We start from the raw sequence: 18,525 nt of genomic DNA on the forward strand, positions 1-18,525 counted from the left end.
CAGTGACACCGGTGATCTACAAGTAGTGGCAGCACAGCCCCCGCGAGACCGAATCCGAGGCAAGGCGCGTTGAAGAGACTGCTGAATTCCTGGCCCATCCGACTGAACCTGCTGGCCATCGCCGCCGTCTTCGCCGCAGTGGTGCAGACCGGCAGGCCCTGGATCGCCTTCGGCCTCGCGCTCGCGGTCTTCGCAGGCATAGCCTGGCAGCGCATCGGGCTCGCGACGCAGCGCGTCCCCCGGGTCCTCGCCGCCCTCGCGATCCTCATCGAGCTGTGGTACTCCGGCGGGCTCGAGCGGTGGCCGCTCCTCCTCGCCGGGCTCGCCATCACCTGCTACCTGGCCGTCTCCGAAGTGGTCAACCGGGCGCTCAACGTCGGCTTCCTGGAGACCGCCAACCTCGACATCGAGCGCTCCACCCGCGAGATCTGGTTCACCCCGCCGAAGATCGCCGGCCTCACCAACGCCGTCAACGTCGTGTACGCGCTCGCGCCGCTGGTCCCGGCCGCGTACGCGCTCGGCACCGACCTCGCCGCCGCGGCGGCGGCCGCGGCGGCCCTCGGCTGGGTCGGCATCGCGGTCCTCAGCGGCTACCTGCACCGCAGGCGCGAATCGCACCCCGTCGACGGCCGCGTCATGACCGCCGTCACCAGGCTCCAGCCGAAGTTCGTCATCCACTTCGCCGGCGCGCAGGCCTCCGAGTACCAGCTCACGATGTGGCTGCCGTACTTCGAGCGGATCGGCGACCCGTACGTCATCCTCATCCGCGACCAGTACCTGTGGAACGGGATCGTCAAGCGCACCAAGGCCCCCGTGGTCCTCGTGCCCGCGCAGTCGGTGCTCGACTCGATCCTCCCCGAGAGCGTCCGCGCCTGCTTCTACGTCAACCACGCCGTCAAGAACGCGCAGCTCATCAAGCTCGACAAGTACATCCACGTGCAGCTCATGCACGGCGACTCCGACAAGGCCATCAGCCGCAGCCCGGTCTCGCTCATGTACGACCGGGTGTTCGTGGCCGGGCAGGCCGGCGTCGACCGCTACCACCGCCACGGCGTCGACATCCCCAACTACAAGTTCCGGCGGATCGGCCGCCCCCAGCTCCACGACATCCAGGTCGACCAGCGCGAACGCCTCCCCGAGGAGCGCCGGACGGTCCTGTACACGCCGACCTGGACCGGCCTGACCGCCGACGTCAACTACTCGTCCCTCAAGCAGGGCAAGAAGATCGTCGAGGCGCTGCTCAAGCGGGACGTCAACGTCATCTTCCGGACCCACCCGTACACGAGGACGAACGCCGCCTACCAGGCGATCGCCGAGGAGATCAAGGCCATGGTGGCCGCCGACGCCGCCAAGACCGGCCGCCCGCACCTGTGGGGCGCGCAGGCCGAGACCAAGGTGACGCTCTCGCAGTGCATCAACGCCGCCGACGCCGCGATCTCCGACATCAGCGGCACCGCCTCGGACTGGCTGTACGGCGGGCGCGCGTTCGCGATGACCGACCCGAAGGGCTTCGGGGACCGGTACCTGGAGGAGTTCCCGCTCGCGAAGGCCGCGTACCTGCTCGAACCCGACGCCGGGAACATCGAGGAGGTCCTCGACGAGCTCCTGATCACCGACTCGAAGGCCGACCTGCGCGCGGAGGTCCGCGAGTACTACCTGGGCGACATCAAGCCCGGGGACCTCGTCGACGTGTTCACCGCCGAAGTGAAGGCCACGTACGCCAAGCCGGTACGCAAGACCGCGGCGGGCGACTCGGCGCTCGACGTGCTCGACGTGCGCGACGGGGCGCTCGCGTCCTAGCGGCCCCGCGTCCCGGGCCCTGCGGCGTCCTGGACGGGTCCCGGAGCGCGCCTCAGCGGCGCCGGGCGGGGGCCGGCAGCCGGACCGAGGCGGCCCGCGCGGTCGCCGGGTGCGGCGCGACCTGGCCGAGCTTCTCGCGCCGCTCGCACAGCTCCGCGAGCCGCCCGTAGGCGGCCGGGCCGAGCAGCTCGATCAGCTCGGTCTCGTACGAGCGGTAGACCGGCTCGGCGGCGGTGTGCGCCAGCGGCGAGCTCGTGCACCACCAGTCGAAGTCGTGGCCGCCGGGGCCCCACGAGGCGCGGTCGAACTCGGTGATGAGCGTGACCGACACGTCCCGGCCGTCGGCGCGGTGCTCGGTCTTGAAGTCGCGCTTGACCGGGAGCTGCCAGCACACCTCCGGCTTGTACGCCATCGGGTGGACGCCGTCGCGGATCGCCTGCTGGTGCAGCGCGCACCCGGTGCCGCCCGGGAAGCCCTCGCGGTTGTGGAAGACGCACGCGCCGTCGACGACGGCGGTCTTCTTCGCGGGCTCCTCTTCGCCGTCGTCGTTCTCGAGAGTGTCGTCGACGATGGTCTCGCGCCACGGGCGGTGGAGCTGCCACGTCTCGGGCGTCAGCCGCTTCACGCTCCGCTTGATGCGCTTGATGTCGGCCTCGTCGGTGTAGAAGGCCCCGTGCAGGCAGCAGCCGTCGGCGGGCTGCCCCGCCTCGATGCCCGGGCAGCCGCCGGCCTCCGGGTGCCGCCCGAAGATGCACCCCCAGCGCGACAGCAGCCAGGTCAGGTCCGCGCGCACCAGGGTCTCGGGATCGTCGGGGTCGAAGAACTCCACCCATTCGCGGTCGAAGTCCAGGCCCACCTCGTCGGTCATCGGTCAACCGTACCCGGCCACCGGCGCCCGGAACGGACACCGGGCGCGGCGTACCCTGGTGTCGTGACGCATGTGCCGGTTCTGCTGTCGACCACCTCCGTCTACCCGGAACCCACCGCAGTCGGCTTCGAACTGGCCGCGGAGCTCGGGTACGACGGGGTCGAGCTGATGGTCTTCACCGACCGGGTCTCCCAGGACCCGGCGGCCGCCGCCAGTCTCGCCAAGCACTACGGCGTCAAGATCGGCGCCGTCCACGCCCCGTGCCTGCTGGTCACGCAGCGGGTGTGGAGCTCCGACCCGTGGACGCGGCTGCGCCGCTCGGTGCAGGCGGCGGAGTACCTGGACTCGCCCACGGTCGTGATCCACCCGCCGTTCTCGTGGCAGCGGGACTACGCCGCGAAGTTCTCCACCGTCCTCGACGGCCTGCGGGCCCGCTACCCGCACGTGACCATCGCGGTCGAGAACATGTTCCCGCTCAGGCTCGGCAAGCGGAACCTCGTGCCCTACCGGCCCCACTGGGACCCGACCCGGCACGGCTACGACGCGTACACGCTCGACCTGTCGCACTGCGCCGCCTCCGGTGCCGACGCCATCGCGATGGCCGACCGGATGGGCAAGGGCCTCAGGCACATCCACCTGTGCGACGGGAACGAGCCCGGCGCGGACCAGCACCTGGTGCCCGGGCGCGGCAAGCAGCCGTGCGCGGAGCTCCTGGGCGCGCTCGGCCGCGGCGGCTGGGACGGCTCGATCACCGTCGAGGTCTCCACCCGCAAGTCCGGGAACCGCACCCGCCGGGCCGCCGACCTCGCCGAATCGCTCAAGTTCGCGCGCGACGCGCTCGCCGCCGACCGGCGGCCGTGAGCGCTCCGGCCTCCCGGTGTTCGCCCCGCGTTAACGCCCTGTTCCGTCTGTATTATCAGGAGCGGTCGCGATGAGGCGCAATAGGAGGAACCATGACCGGTGAAGGGCGCAGCCCCCGAGCCGCAGTCCGGCACGCGGTGGGCCGCGTGCTCCCCGCGCCGGTGCGCAAGCGGGTCCGCGAGGGCCTCGACGGCGCCAGGGCCGCCAAGCGGCGCCGCGCCCTCCTCGCCGCCGACCCGGGCCTCCGGGCCGCCGAGGGGCCCCACGGCGCCGTGATCGGCCGCATCGCCGAGGACTTCACCGCCGCCGGCGCCGCCGAGGCGAACCTGCGGCTCGTCGTCGCCGCCGCCGAGGCCGCCGGCCTCGAGTACTTCCTCGTCCCCGGCCACTCGCCGGTCCGCCACGTCGTCGGCCTGCGCAAGGCCGACAAGAAGGCGTTCCTCGAATCGATGCGCGAGCGGTACGGCGACGGCGACGTCTACGCCGCCCGCTTCAGCGGCGAGCGGTGCACCGCCCGCGGCATGTACGCCGAAGGCGCGCTGCCGACGGCCGTCAAGAACGCCCAGACCATCCGGTTCGCGCGCATCGGGCTCGGCCCGCAGGGCCAGGTGCTGGCCGGGCTGGACTACGGCTGCGACGTCGAGTTCTGGCGCGACGGCGAGGAGTTCGCCGCCCAGCCCGACTTCGACCGCAAGCTCGACCGGGTCCGCGTGCGCATCCCCGCGGCCATGTTCGCCGGCGCCTGGGTCGGGCCCCGCCCCAACCGGGTCGCCGACGTGCTGCCCGCCGAGGCGCGCGTCCCCGCGCACCGCGAGGTCGGCGGCCGCGAGTACCCGACCTTCGAGCCGTTCACCCGCAAGCTCGCCGACGACGTCGACTTCCCCGTCGACGCCGTCTACATGTGGGTCGACGGCGACGACCCCGCCTGGGCCGCCGAGCGCGCCCGGTACCTCGGCGGCGACGCCGCCGAGCACGCCCACCTCGGCGGGGCCTCCCGGTACACCAGCCGCGACGAGCTCAAGTACTCGCTGCGGTCGCTCCACGCGTTCGCGCCGTTCATCCGGCACGTCTACATCGTCACCGCCGGGCAGACCCCGGACTGGCTCGACACCGGCCACGACGGCGTCACCGTCGTCGACCACGCCGAGATCTTCGCCGACCCGTCCGCGCTGCCGGTCTTCAGCTCGCACGCCATCGCCACCCAGCTCCACCACATCGAGGGCCTGAGCGACCACTACCTGGTCCTCAACGACGACCTGTTCTTCGGACAGCCCAGCCAGGCCGAGCGGTTCTTCCACGCCAACGGCATCGCGCAGCTGCCGTTCTCGCCCCTGCAGATCGGCCTCGGCGCCGTCCGCCCCGAGGACTCCGCCCCCAACTCGGCCGGCAAGAACGTCCGCGCGCTCCTCGAACCGGACTTCGGGCGCTTCATCACCCGCAAGTTCAAGCACATCCCGCACCCGCAGCTGCGGCCCGTCCTCTACGAGCTCGAGAAGCGGTACGCCGACGCCGTGGACGCGACCAGCCGCTCCCGCTTCCGCGACCCGCGCGACATCGAGTTCGCCGCGATGCTCCACCACCACTACGCGATGCTCACCGGACGGGCCGTCCCCGGCCGGTCCAAGCTGCATTACGTCGACATCTACGACCCCGCGGCCCCCGAGCGCCTCGCCGGGATCCTCGCCGCCCGCGACGGGGAGTTCTTCTGCCTCAACGAGGTCGAACCCGTCCCCGAGCGCGAGGCCGAGGTGCGCGCCATGGTGCGCGGATTCCTCGAGGCGTACTTCCCGTTCCCCTCGCCCTACGAGCGGTCCTGAGCAGGCGATGCGACCGCATTGTGATCCGACCGCCGCCGATGCAACCACCAGGGTTCTCGGTTCGTTTACCAACCGTTGCGTCTGTATCATCAACGGCGCATCAGCCTAGGCCCACCCGACACCACCCAGGGGGACGCATGCCAGACGACCAGCAGGACTTCATTCCTCCCGCCAAGCCCTACCTCGGCGAGGAGGAGATCGAGGCCGCCGTCGCCGTCCTGCGCAGCGGCATGGTCGTGCAGGGCCCCGAGGTCGCCGCCTTCGAAGAGGAGTTCACCAAGGTCTCCGGCACCGCGCACTGCGTGGCCGTCAACTCCGGCACCTCCGCGCTCCAGCTCGCCCTCATGGCGATGGGCATCGGCCCCGGCGACGAGGTCATCGTGCCCTCGTTCTCCTTCGCGGCCTCCGCCAACGCGGTCCGCCTCGTCGGCGCCGAACCGGTCTTCGCCGACATCGAGCCCGGCTCGTTCTGCATCGACCCCGACGCGGCCGCCGCCCTCGTCGGGCCCAAGACCGCCGCGATCATGCCCGTCCACCTCTACGGGCACCCGGCCGACATGACCCGCCTCACCGCGCTGGCCGAGCGGCACGACCTGGCGATCCTCGAGGACGCCTGCCAGGCGCACGGCGCCCAGGTCGACGGCCGCCCCGTCGGCTCCTTCGGCGCTGCCGGCACCTTCAGCTTCTACCCGACCAAGAACATGCACTCCCTCGAGGGCGGCATGGTCTCCACTGACGACGCCCAGCTCGCGCGGACCCTGCGCCTGCTGCGCAACCAGGGCATGGAGCAGCGGTACCAGAACGAGATCGTCGGCGCGAACATGCGCATGACCGACGTCTCGGCCGCGATCGGCCGCGTCCAGCTCGGCCGCCTCGACGGGTTCACCGAGCAGCGCCGCGCCAACGCCGCCCGCCTCGACGCCGGGATCACCTCCGTGACGACCCCGCCGGTCGCCCCGGGCGCCCGCCACATCTACCACCAGTACACCGTCCGCGTCCCCGCCGAGGCGCGCGACCGCGCGCTGGAGCAGCTCAAGGCGGCCGGCATCGGCTCGGCGGTGTACTACCCGATCCCGATCCACAAGCTCGCCCCGTACGTCGGCCTCGGCGCCGACCTCCCCGAGACCGACCGCGCCGCCGCGGAGGTCCTCTCCCTTCCCGTCCACCCCTCGCTCACCGCGGGGGACCTGGATCGCGTCGTCGACGCGGTGAACGCTTTGGAGCTGAACTAGTGGCAGATGTGCTGCGCGCCGGACTGATCGGCATGGGCGCCATGGGGCGCAACCACGCCCGGGTCGTCCACGCCATGGAAGGCGTCGAACTGGTGGCCGTGGCCGACCCGGTCGCCGACGCCGGCACGGTCCCGACCGGCGCGAGCCTGGTCGAGAACGTCGAGCAGCTCCTCGAACTGGGCATCGACTACGCGGTGGTGGCCTGCCCGACCGCGTTCCACGAGCCCGTCGGCCTGGCCCTCGCCGAGGCCGGCGTCTCGGCCCTCATCGAGAAGCCGCTGGCGCACACCGCCGAGGCGGCCGCCCGCCTCGCCGAGGCGTTCGAGTCCCGCGGCCTGGTCGCCGCGGTCGGCCACATCGAGCGGTACAACCCTGCGATCGTCTCCATGCGCGACCGGCTCGAGGCCGGCGAGCTCGGCGAGGTCCTCCAGGTCGTCACCCGCCGCCAGGGCCCGTTCCCCGGCCGCATCGCCGACGTCGGCGTCGTCAAGGACCTCGCCACCCACGACATCGACCTGACCGGGTTCGTCACCGGCCAGGCCTACCGGACCATCAGCGCCCAGACCGTCTCCCGGTCCGGCCGCGAGCACGAGGACATGCTCGCCGCCGTCGCCCACCTCGACCGGGGCGCGATCGCCAACCACTCCGTGAACTGGCTGAGCCCCTTCAAGGAGCGCACCACCGTCGTCACCGGCGACAAGGGCTGCTTCGTGGCCGACACGCTCACCGCCGACCTCACGTTCTACGCGAACGGCGTCGTCGACACCGAGTGGGAGGCCATCAGCAACTTCCGCGGCGTCTCCGAGGGCGACATGATCCGCTACGCGATCCGCAAGCGCGAGCCGCTGCTGGTCGAGCACGAGACCTTCCGGGACGCCGTGCTCGGCAAGGAGTCCAACATCGTCGACCTGCGCCAGGGCGCCGCCATCGTCGAGGTCTCCGAGATGATGCTGCGCTCGGCCGCGACCGGCCAGACCGTCGTGCTGGACCGGGCCGGGGCCCGCTGATGAGCGCCGACGCGGTCGCCGGGGGCCGGACGGCCTCCCCGGTGGAGCGCGTGCTGGCCGCCGGGCGCGAGCTCGAGGCGGCCGCCGGCGACGACCGGCCCGAAGCGGTCTACCGGGCGTTCGCGACCGAGGTCGCCGCCGTGCTCTCGCCGGCGACGCTCGCGTTCTCCGCCGACGAGCGCGCCGAATGCTGGGAGGCGGTCGCCGAGTTCGCCGACGAGCACCTCACCGAGGAGATCCGCCTGCGGCTCCCCGCCGAGCAGCGCGTCCGCGTGTCCCTCGCCGAGCGCCGCGAGACCGCGCTCCTCGAGGCGGCACTGGCCGACGAGGAACCCGGGTTCCTCCTCGAGGACGGCCGGCTGTACGCCCGCTACCCCGGGTTTCGGGAGCGCGCGCACGGCCTGCCCCCGGAGTGGTACGAGGTCGGCGCCGGTGAATGCGGCACCGACGAGCGCGTCGCCGACCGCCTCGAGCGCGGCGTCCAGCCGCGCTACGTGGTCTGGACCGGCGTCAAGCGCGCCGACTACCGGATCGAGTACTCGTTCTACGCGCCCGTCGAAGGGCTGGGGGCCGAGTCCGTCCGCGTCGGCGCGGTCAGGATCGAGGCGGGCGGCGCCCCGGCGCCGCGCGCCGCCGTCGCCGCCGGCGGGCCGGACGGCCCCGAGATCGAGGCCGAGGTCGAGGTCAAGGCCGACGGGGAGGCCACCGCCGTGACCGCCCGCCTGCTCACCGCCGAGCTGATCGGGCGGGGCCCGGGGCGCTGGACGCTGCGGGCCTACCTCACCCTGCGGGACTGCACGTACGACCTGCCGCTCAAGGCGCCCGCCGGGTACATCCAGCGCGCGGGGATGCCGCCGGGCGTGTCGGTGGACTGGGACGCCGAGCGGGCCCTGGCGGTCAAGGTCGGTGAGCGCGCGACGCTGCGCGGCCCGGCCCGCCTGCTCCCACCGAGTATCAAGCTGAGCTTCAGAAAGTGAACCCAATGCGCATCTGTGTAGTAGCCCTCGGCAAGATCGGACTGCCGCTGGCGGTCCAGTTCGCCTCGAAGGGGCACCGCGTCATCGGCGCCGACGTCAACCCGCGGGTGGTCGAGGCCGTCAACGGCGGCGTCGAGCCCTTCCCGGGCGAGCACCGCCTCGGCGAGCTGCTGAAGGAGACCACGGCGGCCGGGACGCTGACCGCGACGACCGACACGGCCGCGGCCGTGGCCGAGTCCGAGGCCGTCGTCATCGTCGTGCCCCTGTTCGTGGACGCCGAGGGCGTCCCGGACTTCGGCTGGATGGACGCCGCCACCGAGGCCGTCGCGAAGGGCCTCAAGCCCGGCACGCTCGTCTCCTATGAGACGACGCTCCCGGTGGGCACGACCCGCGAGCGCTGGGCGCCGATGCTCGAGGCCGGTTCGGGCCTCAAGGCCGGCAAGGACTTCCACCTGGTGTTCAGCCCCGAGCGGGTCCTGACCGGGCGGGTCTTCGCGGACCTGCGCCGCTACCCGAAGCTCGTCGGCGGGATCGACGACGCCTCGGCGAAGGCCGGCACCGCGTTCTACGAGGCCGTGCTCGACTTCGACGAGCGGGACGACCTGCCGCGCGCCAACGGCGTGTGGGACCTGGGCTCCTCGGAGGCGTCCGAGATGGCGAAGCTCGCCGAGACGACCTACCGGGACGTCAACATCGGCCTGGCGAACCAGTTCGCGCGGTTCGCCGACAAGCGCGGCCTGGACGTCATGAAGGTCATCGAGGCCTGCAACTCGCAGCCGTACAGCCACATCCACCGCCCCGGCATCGCCGTCGGCGGCCACTGCATCCCGATCTACCCGCAGATGTACCTGTGGAACGACCCGGAGGCGACCGTGGTGCGCGCGGCGCGCCAGGCGAACGCCGGCATGCCCGCGTACGCGGTCGAGGTACTGGCCGCCGCCTACGGCGACCTCGAGGGCGCGAACGTCCTCATCTTGGGCGCGGCCTACCGCGGCGGCGTCAAGGAGACCGCGTTCTCCGGCGTGTTCCCGCTGGTGGAGTCGTTGCGCGCCAAGGGCGCGAACCCGTTCGTGGCCGACCCGATGTACACGGTCGAGGAGCTGGAGCACGAGGGCCTGCCCGCGCACCGCGGCGAGGCCGTGACCGCCGCGGTGGTCCAGGCCGACCACGACGAGTACCGGACGCTCGCGCCCGCCGACCTGCCCGAGGTGCGGGTCCTGCTGGACGGCCGCCGCGTCACCGACCCGGCCGCCTGGTCCGGCCGCCGCCACATCGTCCTGGGCGAATAGTGGACCGGGGGGAGGCCGCGGCCGCGCCGGCGCCCCGGCGCGTCGTCATGGTGGTCCCCAACCGGATCGACGGCGACTCGCGGGTGCAGAAGGCGGCGGCGTCGATCGCCGCCGCCGGCTTCGAGACGCACCTGGTGGGCGTCTCGGTCACCGGCGAGGCGGAGCGGTACGAGCAGGACGGGGCCCGGTTCCACAAGATCCCGCTGCCGAAGATGGACCCGCCGGCGTCGCTGCGGCGGTTCGTCGGGGCGCTGCGGTACCCGCTGGCGTACCGGGACGCCGAGCGGGCCCGGCGCCGCGCCCGGCATGTGAAGGCCGCCCGGTACGAACTGGAGGCGCTCGCGATCGCCCCGAAGGGCCGCGGGGGCCTGCGGCTCCCGCTGCTGGTCCACCGGGCCGGACGCAAGGCCGAGCGGGTGTGGATCGGGCGCCGCGTCGCCCAGACCAAGGCCCGCGACCGGTTCGCCAAGCGCGACGACGGCCGCCTGGAGCGCCTCGAGGGCCGCTGGTGGGGGCTGCTCCTCGGCGACCGGGCCTGGCGGCGGCTCGACGTGAACATGCTCCGGTTCGAGCTGGCGTTCCGGCCCGAGATCGTGGCGCTGGAACCGGATCTGCTCCACGCCCACGACGCCTACTCGGTCGGCGTGTGCGTGCGCGCCGCCGCGCACCTGCGCCGGCGCGGCAAAGACGTGAAGGTCGTCTACGACGCGCACGAGTTCGTGCCCGGCCACGAGGGGCTCGGGGCGCGCAAGCTCGACGCCCAGTCCCGCTGGGAGCGCCAGTACCTGCCCGGCGCCGACGCGGTCGTCACCGTCTCGCGCCCGCTCGCGAAGCTCCTCAAGGAGCGCCACGGGCTCGACCGCGAACCCGCGGTGGTGCTCAACGCCCCGCTCGGCGACCCGCCGGCGCGCCCGGACCCGGGCGACGTCCGCTCCGACTTCGGGCTCGACGCCGGCACCCCGCTCGCGGTCTACAGCGGCTGGGCCTCGCCCGAGCGGCAGCTCGAGGTCATGCTCGAGGCCGCGCGGCTCGTCCCGGGCCTGCACATGGCGTTCCTGGTCAGCCGCCACGACACCAACCCGTACGTCAAGCGGCTGCGCGAGCTCGCGGAGGACCTCGGCATCGCCGACCGGCTCCACTTCCGCGGGTACGTGGCGTACGAGGACCTGCCGCGGTTCCTGTCGACCGCCGACATGGGGATCCACCCGATGCCGACCGGCTCGGTGAACCACGAGATCGCCCTCCCGAACAAGTTCTTCGAGTACTGCCACGCCCGGCTCCCGCTCGTCGTCACCGAGGTGAAGACCCTCTCGGCCGAGGTGCGGCGCCTGGGCAACGGCGAGGTCTTCACCTCCGGCGACGCCCGGAGCCTCGCCGACGCGATCGGCCGGATCCTGGCCGACCCGGACCGCTACCGCCGCGCGTACCGCGACCCGGAGCTGCTCGCGGAGTACTCGTGGGAGCACCAGGCGCTCGAGTACGTTCGGATCTACAAAGAGCTCATCGGAGGATGACAGGAATGAGTTGGCTGGTCACCGGCGGCGCCGGGTACATCGGCTCCCATGTGGTCCGGGAGATGGCGGCCGCCGGCGAGCGGGTCGTGGTCCTCGACGACCTCAGCACCGGCAATCCCGGCCGCCTGCCGGCCGGCGTGCCGGTCGAGCAGGGCAGCGTCCTCGACCGCGAGCGGCTCGAACGCGTCCTGCGCTCGCACGAGCTCTCCGGCGTCGTCCACATCGCCGCCAAGAAGCAGGTCGGCGAGTCGGTCGAGCGCCCGCTCGAGTACTACCGGGACAACGTCGAGGGGCTGCGGACCGTCCTGGAGGCGGCGGCCGCCGCGGGTGTCCGGAGCTTCCTGTTCTCGTCCTCGGCCGCCGTGTACGGCATGCCGGACGTCGACCTGGTCACCGAGGACACCCCGTGCGCGCCGATGAGCCCGTACGGCGAGACCAAGCTGGCCGGCGAGTGGCTGGTGCGGGCCGCGGGCCGGGCCCACGGCATGGCCACGGCGTGCCTGCGCTACTTCAACGTGGCCGGCGCGGCGGTGCCCGAGCTCGCCGACGAGGGCGTGTTCAACCTGATCCCGATGGTCTTCGACCGGTTGACGCGCGGCGAGGCGCCGCTGGTCTTCGGCGACGACTACCCGACCGCCGACGGCACCTGCGAACGCGACTTCGTCCACGTCGAGGACGTCGCCTCCGCGCACCTGGCGGCGGCCCGCCGGCTCGAATCCGACCCCGAGGCCCGGCTGGTGCTCAACATCGGCCGCGGCGAGGGCGCCTCGGTTGCGGCCATGGTCGAGATGATCCTGGACGTCACCGGCCGCCGCGACGTGCGGCCCGAGGTCGTCCCGCGGCGCGCGGGCGACCCGGCGCGGGTCATCGCCTCCGCGGACCTGGCCCGCAAGGAGCTCGACTGGACGGCGCGGTACGGCGTGCGCGAGATGGTCGAGTCCGCTTGGCGGGGATGGTGCCTGCGGCACCCCGAGGCCCGGAGCTGACCGGACCCCGACACGACGGGAGCGCCTCCCGGGCCGACGGCCCGGGAGGCGCTCCCGTTCGCGGCTTACCGCCGCTCGCCGAAGAACAGCTCGTCGAAGTCGGCGCTGACCACCGACCAGTCCCAAGTGGACAGAGCGTATTCGGAGGCGAGCTTGGCGTGGTCGCGCCAGGCCTCCTCGGTCGCGTTGACCTCCAGGATGCGCCGGACGGCCTCCTCCGGGGTGTCCAGGACCCAGCCCTTCGGGTACAGGGTGCGGGCGCTGTGGACCTTGCCGGCGTAGAACGGCCAGTCGCGGACCACGGGCACCGCGCCGCTGGCCGCGCCCTCCATGAGGCCGACGTGGCAGCCTTCGCGCACCGAGGAGCTGAGGATGAACCCGATCTCGGTGAGCCTGCCCGCGACGTCGTCGGTCGGGCCGAGCCGCAGCACGGCGCCGGACTTGACCAGCGGCTCGATCTCCTTCATGAAGTTGTTCAGGTACTTCCGGGTGGCGCGGCTGGTCCTGGGGTCCATGTCGCCGCCGACCAGCAGCAGCCGGTAGCGCTCGTCCTCGGCGCGGAGGAGGCGGAGGACCTCCACCGCCCAGAGCGGGTCCTTCGCGACCTGGCTGATGCCGACGAGTCCGATGTTGTAGCGGGCGTCCGGGGTCTTCTCCCGGTCGAAGTCGCTGAGCGGCATGGCGTTGTGCAGGACGTGGGTGCGCGGCGCCAGCGGGCCGCGCAGCTGCGGCACCTGCTCGGTGACGAGGTCGCGCACGTGCTCGGCGACGAACACGAGGTCGTCGATGCGGGAGAAGTCCACGACCTGCGGCCAGCGGGTGAACGCCTCGTAGCTGTGCAGCCGGACGATGATCCGGGTGTCGCCGGGGTCGATCGTGGTGAGCATCGCGGCCGGCCCCACGCACCAGTCGAGGAATACGACGTCGGCCCAGTCCAGGTGCGGCCGCATGAGGGCCTCGACCGTGTCGGCGTACTCCGGGTCGCCGCCGAGCCGCTCCTGGAGGACCCGCCAGTCCGACCCGGTGGCCTTGCGGAGCGACTGCTGCGCCGCCATGTCCAGGTACCGCACCTCCACCTCGGGGTGGTTGCGGTAGCGGTCGAGGATGTGGAACAGGAAGTTGTCGTTCTGGCTGGTGGTCACCAGCAGCCGCAGCGGGCGGTCCGCGGGCGCCGGCGCGGGCGGGCGGAGCCGGCCGCGCGGGGTCATGATCGTCTTCATGGCGGGCGAGCGGTGGAACTGCTCGGCGTAGCCCTTGGCGTCGGCGGCCAGCGGCGAGGAGAGCTGGTCGATGTGGCTGACCCGGTGGAAGCCGAGGACGAGCGCGCGGTTGAGCGCGAGCGCGGCCTCTTCGTACTTCCCTTCGCCCAGGAGCCGGTCGCCGTTGGCGAGCAGCGCCTGCACGGCCCGGGAGGTGAACTCGGGGTCGACGCCGCGCTTGAACTCCTTCGTCGCGGCCTTCTCGAGCAGTTCGGCCTTGACCGCGGTGTCGGAGATCTTGGAGGCGGTCAGCGCGAGTGCGTACGCGCCGCCGCTGGGCTTGCCCGCCCAGTACATGGCCTCGGCGACCCGGCGTCCGATGCGGACGCGCAGCGCCTCCGGCACGCCCGGGGCCCGCAGCGGCAGGCGCCACAGGCGGGCGCCGAGACTGCGGCGCATGACCGGGCGGGGGGTGAGGAGGCGCTCGGTCGCGTCGGGGATTCGCTTGAAGGCCCGGCCGAAGTCGCTGAGCGCGAGGGAGACCGGGCGCCGGAACGGGCCGGGGCGGGCGGGCCCGCCCTGCTCGTTGATGTCGCGCACGGCGTTCAGGGCCGGGGCGAAGCCGAAGACGGCTTTGGCGGTGCGGTTGCGCTGGGCGAGCTGCCAGACGGTGTAGACGGCGCCGTCGTCGAGCGCGACGAGCACGTGGGCGGTGCGGGCCCGGGTGCGCAGCCAGCGGTCCGTCTTGCAGCGCAGCCAGACCTGCTCGCCGTACGGGAGGTCGACGGCGCGCCGCTTGTTGGCGCGGGGGAGCTGGTGGGTGTGGGCGAACTCGACCTTGTCGGTGAGGTCGCCGAGCCACGACTCGGAGACCGAGCCGGCGAAGGAGACGCCCGCGCCCGCGTCCTCGAGCTTGCGGACGGCGTCGGCGACCGCGCTGATCGGGGAGTTCTTACTGCTGATGAACAGGACGTCGATCACTGGGTCTTCCCAACCTGCAGCTCGTTGACCAGTTGCTTCACGGCCGCGGACATGATGATCTCACGCGTGAACCGGTCGGCGTGCGCCATGGCCTCCGCGTGCTGCTCATCGGTGGACTCGACCGCCAGGTGCGCCGCCTGCACGAACGCGTCGGCCATCGCCTCGCGGTCGATGCCGCGCGACCCGGTCCACAGCGGGTGCCCTGCGAGGACGTTCGCGGCGTCGTGGTCGATGCTGTGCGCGGAGACGATCGGCAGGCCGGTGGCCATGTACTCGTAGACCTTGCCGGAGGTGACGTAGCGGCCGCCGATGAGGATGAGGACCATCGCGTCCCACCGGGCGTACGTGGCGGCGACCTCGGCCTTGGCGACCGGGCCGCCGTAGCTGACGCCCTCGTCCTCGGCGGCGTGGATCAGGTCCACGTGCGGGCTGGAGCCGCGGCGGGCGCCGTTGCCGATGTGGCCGCGGAACTCGAACCGGGCGTTCGCCAGCAGCGGGTCGCGCCCGCGCGCCACCCGCCACGCGTCGAGGACGAGCTTGAGGTGGTCGGTGGAGAAGTTGACCGTGCCGAGGTACCCGAAGACGAGCCCGGCCTCCGGGTCGGGGCGGTGGGTGCGCCCGGGGGAGCTGTCGGCGTCGTAGCCGTTGCGCACCACGTGGACTCGGTGCGCGAGCTCGGGGTAGCGGGCCCGGTAGTGCTCGGCGATCGGATCGTTGACGACCCACAGGCTGACCGCGGACTCGAGGATGCGCTGCTCCCAGCGGCCCTTCTCGGAGTCCTTGGTGAACGCCTCGCAGCCGTCGATGACGTCGATCGACCAGCCGTCGCGGAAGTCGACGGCGTACGGGACGCGGGCCTCCTCCCACAGCTTCCAGGCCGCGGCGAGGTTCACGTAGGGCACGCAGCTCGCGAGCAGCAGGTCGGCGGGCCGCTCCCGGTGGAGGCGCAGCACCGCGTCCTCGAGCGCGCCGCGCCAGTCGCCGAAGCTCGGCTCGGGGAAGACCTTCTGCTGCCGCTCGACCAGGGCCCTGACCCACGGGTACGGGGCGGCGGCGCGCTCCTCGCTGTAGCGGCGGATGTCCGTCTCCAGGTCGTCGCGGCGCAGCGGGAGCTTGACGACCTGCACGCGCGGGTCGACCTGCTCCGTCAGCGTGTGGTCGACGCCGGAGTCCAGTTCCCAGGACTCGTCCTCGACGGTGACGACGGTGACGTCCCAGCCTTGGGCGGTGAACTGGTTCGCGGTCTCGCGCATGCGGTACGCGCAGCTCTTCGCGGCCGGGGGGAACCCGACCGCGAGGTAGATGAGGTGGGGGCGCTGCCCGTCGCGCCCTGGTCCGGGTGCTCCGTCGATCCGAGCGGCCCCGGGCATTGAGAACGCTGACATAGTAGTGGACGTTAGCATGGAACGGAAGGACCCCGAGCCGACCGGATCGCGTTTGTGCGGCCGCGCCCGCGTCGGTGCCGCGGTCCTTCCGGCCCGCTTCCGGCTACTTCGGCAGGTGCGCTTCGAGCGTCCGCACGACCGCGAGTCCGGCGGTGCCGTCCCCGTACGGGTCGTCCAGCCGCGCCGCGGGCGCCGGGCGTGTCGCGGTCCGGTGCCACTCCTCGACCGGCAGCCGGTCGGGGCGCGGCACGAGCACGTTCCACCCGCCTTCGAGGGTCTCGACCCACTCGGTCTCGGTCCGCAGCGTCGTGCACGGGCGGCCGAGCAGGTAGGCCTCCTTCTGGAGACCGCCCGAGTCGGTGACCACGCCCGAGGACGCGAGCACCGCGGCCACGAGCTTGCGGTACGGCAGGGGCTTCCCGGCGAACACCGAGCCCTGCGTCAGCTTGAGCCCGTACTGGTCGGCCTTGGCCTGGAGCCGCGGGTGCGCGAGCAGCGCGACCGGCACCGGCAGTGCGGCCATCGACTCGACGAGCGCGGCCAGCAGCTCGGGGTCGTCGGTGTTCTCGGCGCGGTGCAGGGTCGACACCAGGAACGGCGCGTCCGGGTCGATCCCGGCGGGCAGCTCGGGGCGGTCCCCGGCGGCGAGGACGGCGTCGCGGGTGTGGAAGCACACGTCGACCATGACGTCGCCGACGTTCACGGCGCGCTCGCCCAGGCCCTCGCTCGCCAGGTGCCGCACGGCCTCGTCGGTGGGGGCCAGCAGCAGGTCCGCGCAGTGGTCGGTGAGGACCCGGTTGTGCTCCTCGGGCATGCGCCGGTTGAACGAGCGCAGGCCCGCCTCCAGGTGCGCGACCGGCAGGTGCTGCTTCACCGCCGACAGCGCCCCCGCGATGGTGGAGTTCGTGTCCCCGTACACGAGCACCCAGTCGGGCCGCTCGGCGTCGAGGATCGGGTCGATCGCGGCCAGCATCGCGCCGGTCTGCGCGCCGTGGGAGCCCGAGCCGATGCCCAGGTGGAAGTCGGGCTCGGGGATGCCGAACTCGGTGAAGAACACGTCCGAGAGCTCGGGGTCGTAGTGCTGGCCGGTGTGGACGACGACGTGCCGGTGGCCGGTGCCGGCGAACGCCTTCGCGACCGCGCCGAGCTTCACCAGTTGCGGGCGCGCGCCCACGATGCTGACGACCTTCATTCAGGACTCCTTGTCGATCTCGGTGAGGGTGCCGTCCCGCTCTTCGAACCGGTCGCCGGTGTCGGGGCAGACCCAGACGGCGTCGCCCCCGGACTCGAGGCGCCGGCCGGTCCGCCCGATCCACGCGGCGCGCTTGGCGGGGACGCCCATGACGAGCGCGAAGTCCGGGACGTCCTTGGTGACCACGGCCCCGGCCGCGACCATCGACCAGCGGCCGATGCGGACGGGGGCGACGCACACCGCGCGGGCGCCGATGGACGCGCCCTCGGCGACGTCGACGCCGACGGCCTCCCAGTCCGAGGCCCCCTTGACCGAGCCGTCGGCGGCGACCGCGCGCGGGTTGTGGTCGTTCGTGAACACGGCCGCGGGGCCGACGAACACGCCGTCGGCGAGCGTCGCGGGCTCGTACACCAGCGCGTAGTTCTGGATCTTGACGTTGTCGCCGATGCGCACGCCGGTGCCGATGTAGGCGCCGCGGCCGATGACGCAGTTCCGGCCGAGGCGGGCGTGCTCGCGGATCTGGGCGAGCTCCCACACCGAGGAGCCGTCACCGACCTCCGCGGTCTCGTGCACCTGGGAGGTTTCCTGGACCCTGTATGGCATTCGCTGCTTTCTCCGGGTTCGACTGTGTTGCTCGACGGCTGTGCTGTTCGACGACCGTACTGTCCGACTGAGCTGCCGTGCTGTTCGACCGTGTTGCTCGACCTTGGCCTCTCGACCTTGGCCTCCCGACCTTGGCCGCTCGACCGTGCTGCTCGACGGTTCAACGGTGCGGCCGCCCGGGCATCGGACCGGCCGATTATACGAGCAGCCTTTCACGGGCGCGCCGGGCGAAGCCGCGGCAGTGCGGTCCCCGCGGCCGCCGCGCGGGCCCGGACGCCGTGCGCGAACGGACGCGGAACGCCGCCGCGCCGGAACCCCAACAGCAGGGAAACGCCGGGTGAATCCTCTCGTTGCGTACGATGTGCCCGCCGGACCCCACGCTCGACCGGCAGTCGTACGGTTGAACTCGGAGGAACGATGGCGGAGCACCCCCGGCGGATCGTGATGCTCGTCCAGAACGGCGTCACCGGCGATTCGCGCGTGCAGAAGGAGGCCGAGTCGGCCGCTGCGGCCGGCTACGAGGTCGTCCTGCTCGGCGCGTCCCCGAACGGGAAGGCCGAGGAGTGGGCGCTCGGCGGCGCCGCCGTCCGGCTCGTGCCCGTCAACCGCGTCTTCGACCGCCGCCGCCACGAGATGCGCCGCGGCTGGCTCCGCTCCCCGCTCGCGTACCCGCCCGGCCCGCTCGCCGCCTACCGGCACCGGCAGGCCCGCGCCTGGCGCGCCGACCTCGACACCGACCGCGCCCGCGGCCGCTCCGGGCTCGCGCTCGCGCCCCGCGAGGCCGCGTACCGGCTGTTCTGGGGCTGGACCGGCG

At 72.7% G+C, this 18,525-nt stretch carries 14 protein-coding genes and 1 pseudogene; 10 read left to right on the plus strand and 5 right to left on the minus strand.

All coding sequences use genetic code 11. From position 1 onward, the window contains the following. Positions 1-69 precede the first annotated feature (69 nt). Positions 70-1,800 (plus strand): CDP-glycerol glycerophosphotransferase family protein, encoded by a 1,731-nt coding sequence (locus tag GFD30_RS23125; protein WP_153027523.1) that lies wholly within the window; start codon positions 70-72, stop codon positions 1,798-1,800. A 52-nt stretch (positions 1,801-1,852) separates the two neighbouring features. On the opposite strand, the gene GFD30_RS23130 is transcribed toward GFD30_RS23125, so the two are convergent. Continuing rightward, complete coding sequence (locus tag GFD30_RS23130; protein WP_153027524.1) at positions 1,853-2,668, minus strand: hypothetical protein; 816 nt, start codon at positions 2,666-2,668, stop codon at positions 1,853-1,855. Positions 2,669-2,731: 63 nt separating this feature from the next. Between GFD30_RS23130 and GFD30_RS23135 the strand changes: the two genes are divergently transcribed. From GFD30_RS23135 to galE, 8 genes are all read left to right on the plus strand, one after another. Next, positions 2,732-3,529 (plus strand): sugar phosphate isomerase/epimerase family protein, encoded by a 798-nt coding sequence (locus GFD30_RS23135; protein ID WP_322633535.1) that lies wholly within the window; start codon positions 2,732-2,734, stop codon positions 3,527-3,529. 92 nt (positions 3,530-3,621) lie between these two features. Then, complete coding sequence (locus GFD30_RS23140; RefSeq protein WP_153027525.1) at positions 3,622-5,346, plus strand: stealth family protein; 1,725 nt, start codon at positions 3,622-3,624, stop codon at positions 5,344-5,346. A gap of 137 nt (positions 5,347-5,483) precedes the next feature. After that, positions 5,484-6,578, plus strand: coding sequence for a DegT/DnrJ/EryC1/StrS family aminotransferase (locus GFD30_RS23145; RefSeq protein WP_153027526.1), 1,095 nt, complete (start codon positions 5,484-5,486; stop codon positions 6,576-6,578). A gap of 32 nt (positions 6,579-6,610) precedes the next feature. Continuing rightward, the gene (locus tag GFD30_RS23150; protein ID WP_153027537.1) at positions 6,611-7,585 is read left to right on the plus strand and encodes a Gfo/Idh/MocA family protein; all 975 of its coding nucleotides are present in this window, start codon (positions 6,611-6,613) and stop codon (positions 7,583-7,585) included. Beyond that, positions 7,585-8,562 carry a hypothetical protein gene (locus GFD30_RS23155; RefSeq protein ID WP_153027527.1) on the plus strand — a complete coding sequence of 326 codons (978 nt, stop codon included), beginning with the start codon at positions 7,585-7,587 and terminating at the stop codon, positions 8,560-8,562. Before GFD30_RS23150 ends, GFD30_RS23155 begins: the two co-directional genes overlap by 1 nt. Positions 8,563-8,567: 5 nt before the next feature. Then, positions 8,568-9,851, plus strand: a complete 1,284-nt coding sequence (locus GFD30_RS23160) for a nucleotide sugar dehydrogenase (RefSeq protein ID WP_153027528.1) — start codon at positions 8,568-8,570, stop codon at positions 9,849-9,851. Further along, positions 9,851-11,365: a glycosyltransferase family 4 protein gene (locus GFD30_RS23165; RefSeq protein WP_153027529.1), complete on the plus strand. Its 1,515-nt coding sequence runs from the start codon at positions 9,851-9,853 to the stop codon at positions 11,363-11,365. Before GFD30_RS23160 ends, GFD30_RS23165 begins: the two co-directional genes overlap by 1 nt. 5 nt (positions 11,366-11,370) lie before the next feature. Beyond that, positions 11,371-12,351, plus strand: coding sequence for a UDP-glucose 4-epimerase GalE (galE, locus tag GFD30_RS23170; protein ID WP_153027530.1), 981 nt, complete (start codon positions 11,371-11,373; stop codon positions 12,349-12,351). A gap of 65 nt (positions 12,352-12,416) precedes the next feature. Here the strand turns inward: galE and GFD30_RS23175 are convergent, their stop codons facing one another. The 4 genes from GFD30_RS23175 to GFD30_RS23190 form a co-directional block, all read right to left on the minus strand. Next, positions 12,417-14,531, minus strand: coding sequence for a glycosyltransferase family protein (locus GFD30_RS23175; protein WP_227996900.1), 2,115 nt, complete (start codon positions 14,529-14,531; stop codon positions 12,417-12,419). Next, positions 14,528-15,784, minus strand: coding sequence for a glycosyltransferase (locus GFD30_RS23180; RefSeq protein ID WP_153027538.1), 1,257 nt, complete (start codon positions 15,782-15,784; stop codon positions 14,528-14,530). The genes GFD30_RS23175 and GFD30_RS23180 overlap by 4 nt, the downstream gene beginning before the upstream one ends. A gap of 235 nt (positions 15,785-16,019) precedes the next feature. Next, positions 16,020-17,108 carry a non-hydrolyzing UDP-N-acetylglucosamine 2-epimerase gene (gene wecB, locus GFD30_RS23185; RefSeq protein ID WP_153027531.1) on the minus strand — a complete coding sequence of 363 codons (1,089 nt, stop codon included), beginning with the start codon at positions 17,106-17,108 and terminating at the stop codon, positions 16,020-16,022. Then, on the minus strand, positions 17,109-17,711 hold the full coding sequence (locus tag GFD30_RS23190; protein WP_153027532.1) for an acyltransferase: 603 nt from the start codon (positions 17,709-17,711) through the stop codon (positions 17,109-17,111). It abuts the gene before it with no gap. Between the two features lie 417 nt (positions 17,712-18,128). Between GFD30_RS23190 and GFD30_RS23195 the strand changes: the two are divergent. Further along, positions 18,129-18,525, plus strand: a pseudogene (locus GFD30_RS23195) (glycosyl transferase family 1); the annotation flags it as partial.

It is taken from the genome of Glycomyces albidus (assembly GCF_009451885.1).
GTDB classification, from domain to species: Bacteria; Actinomycetota; Actinomycetes; order Mycobacteriales; family Micromonosporaceae; genus Glycomyces; species Glycomyces albidus.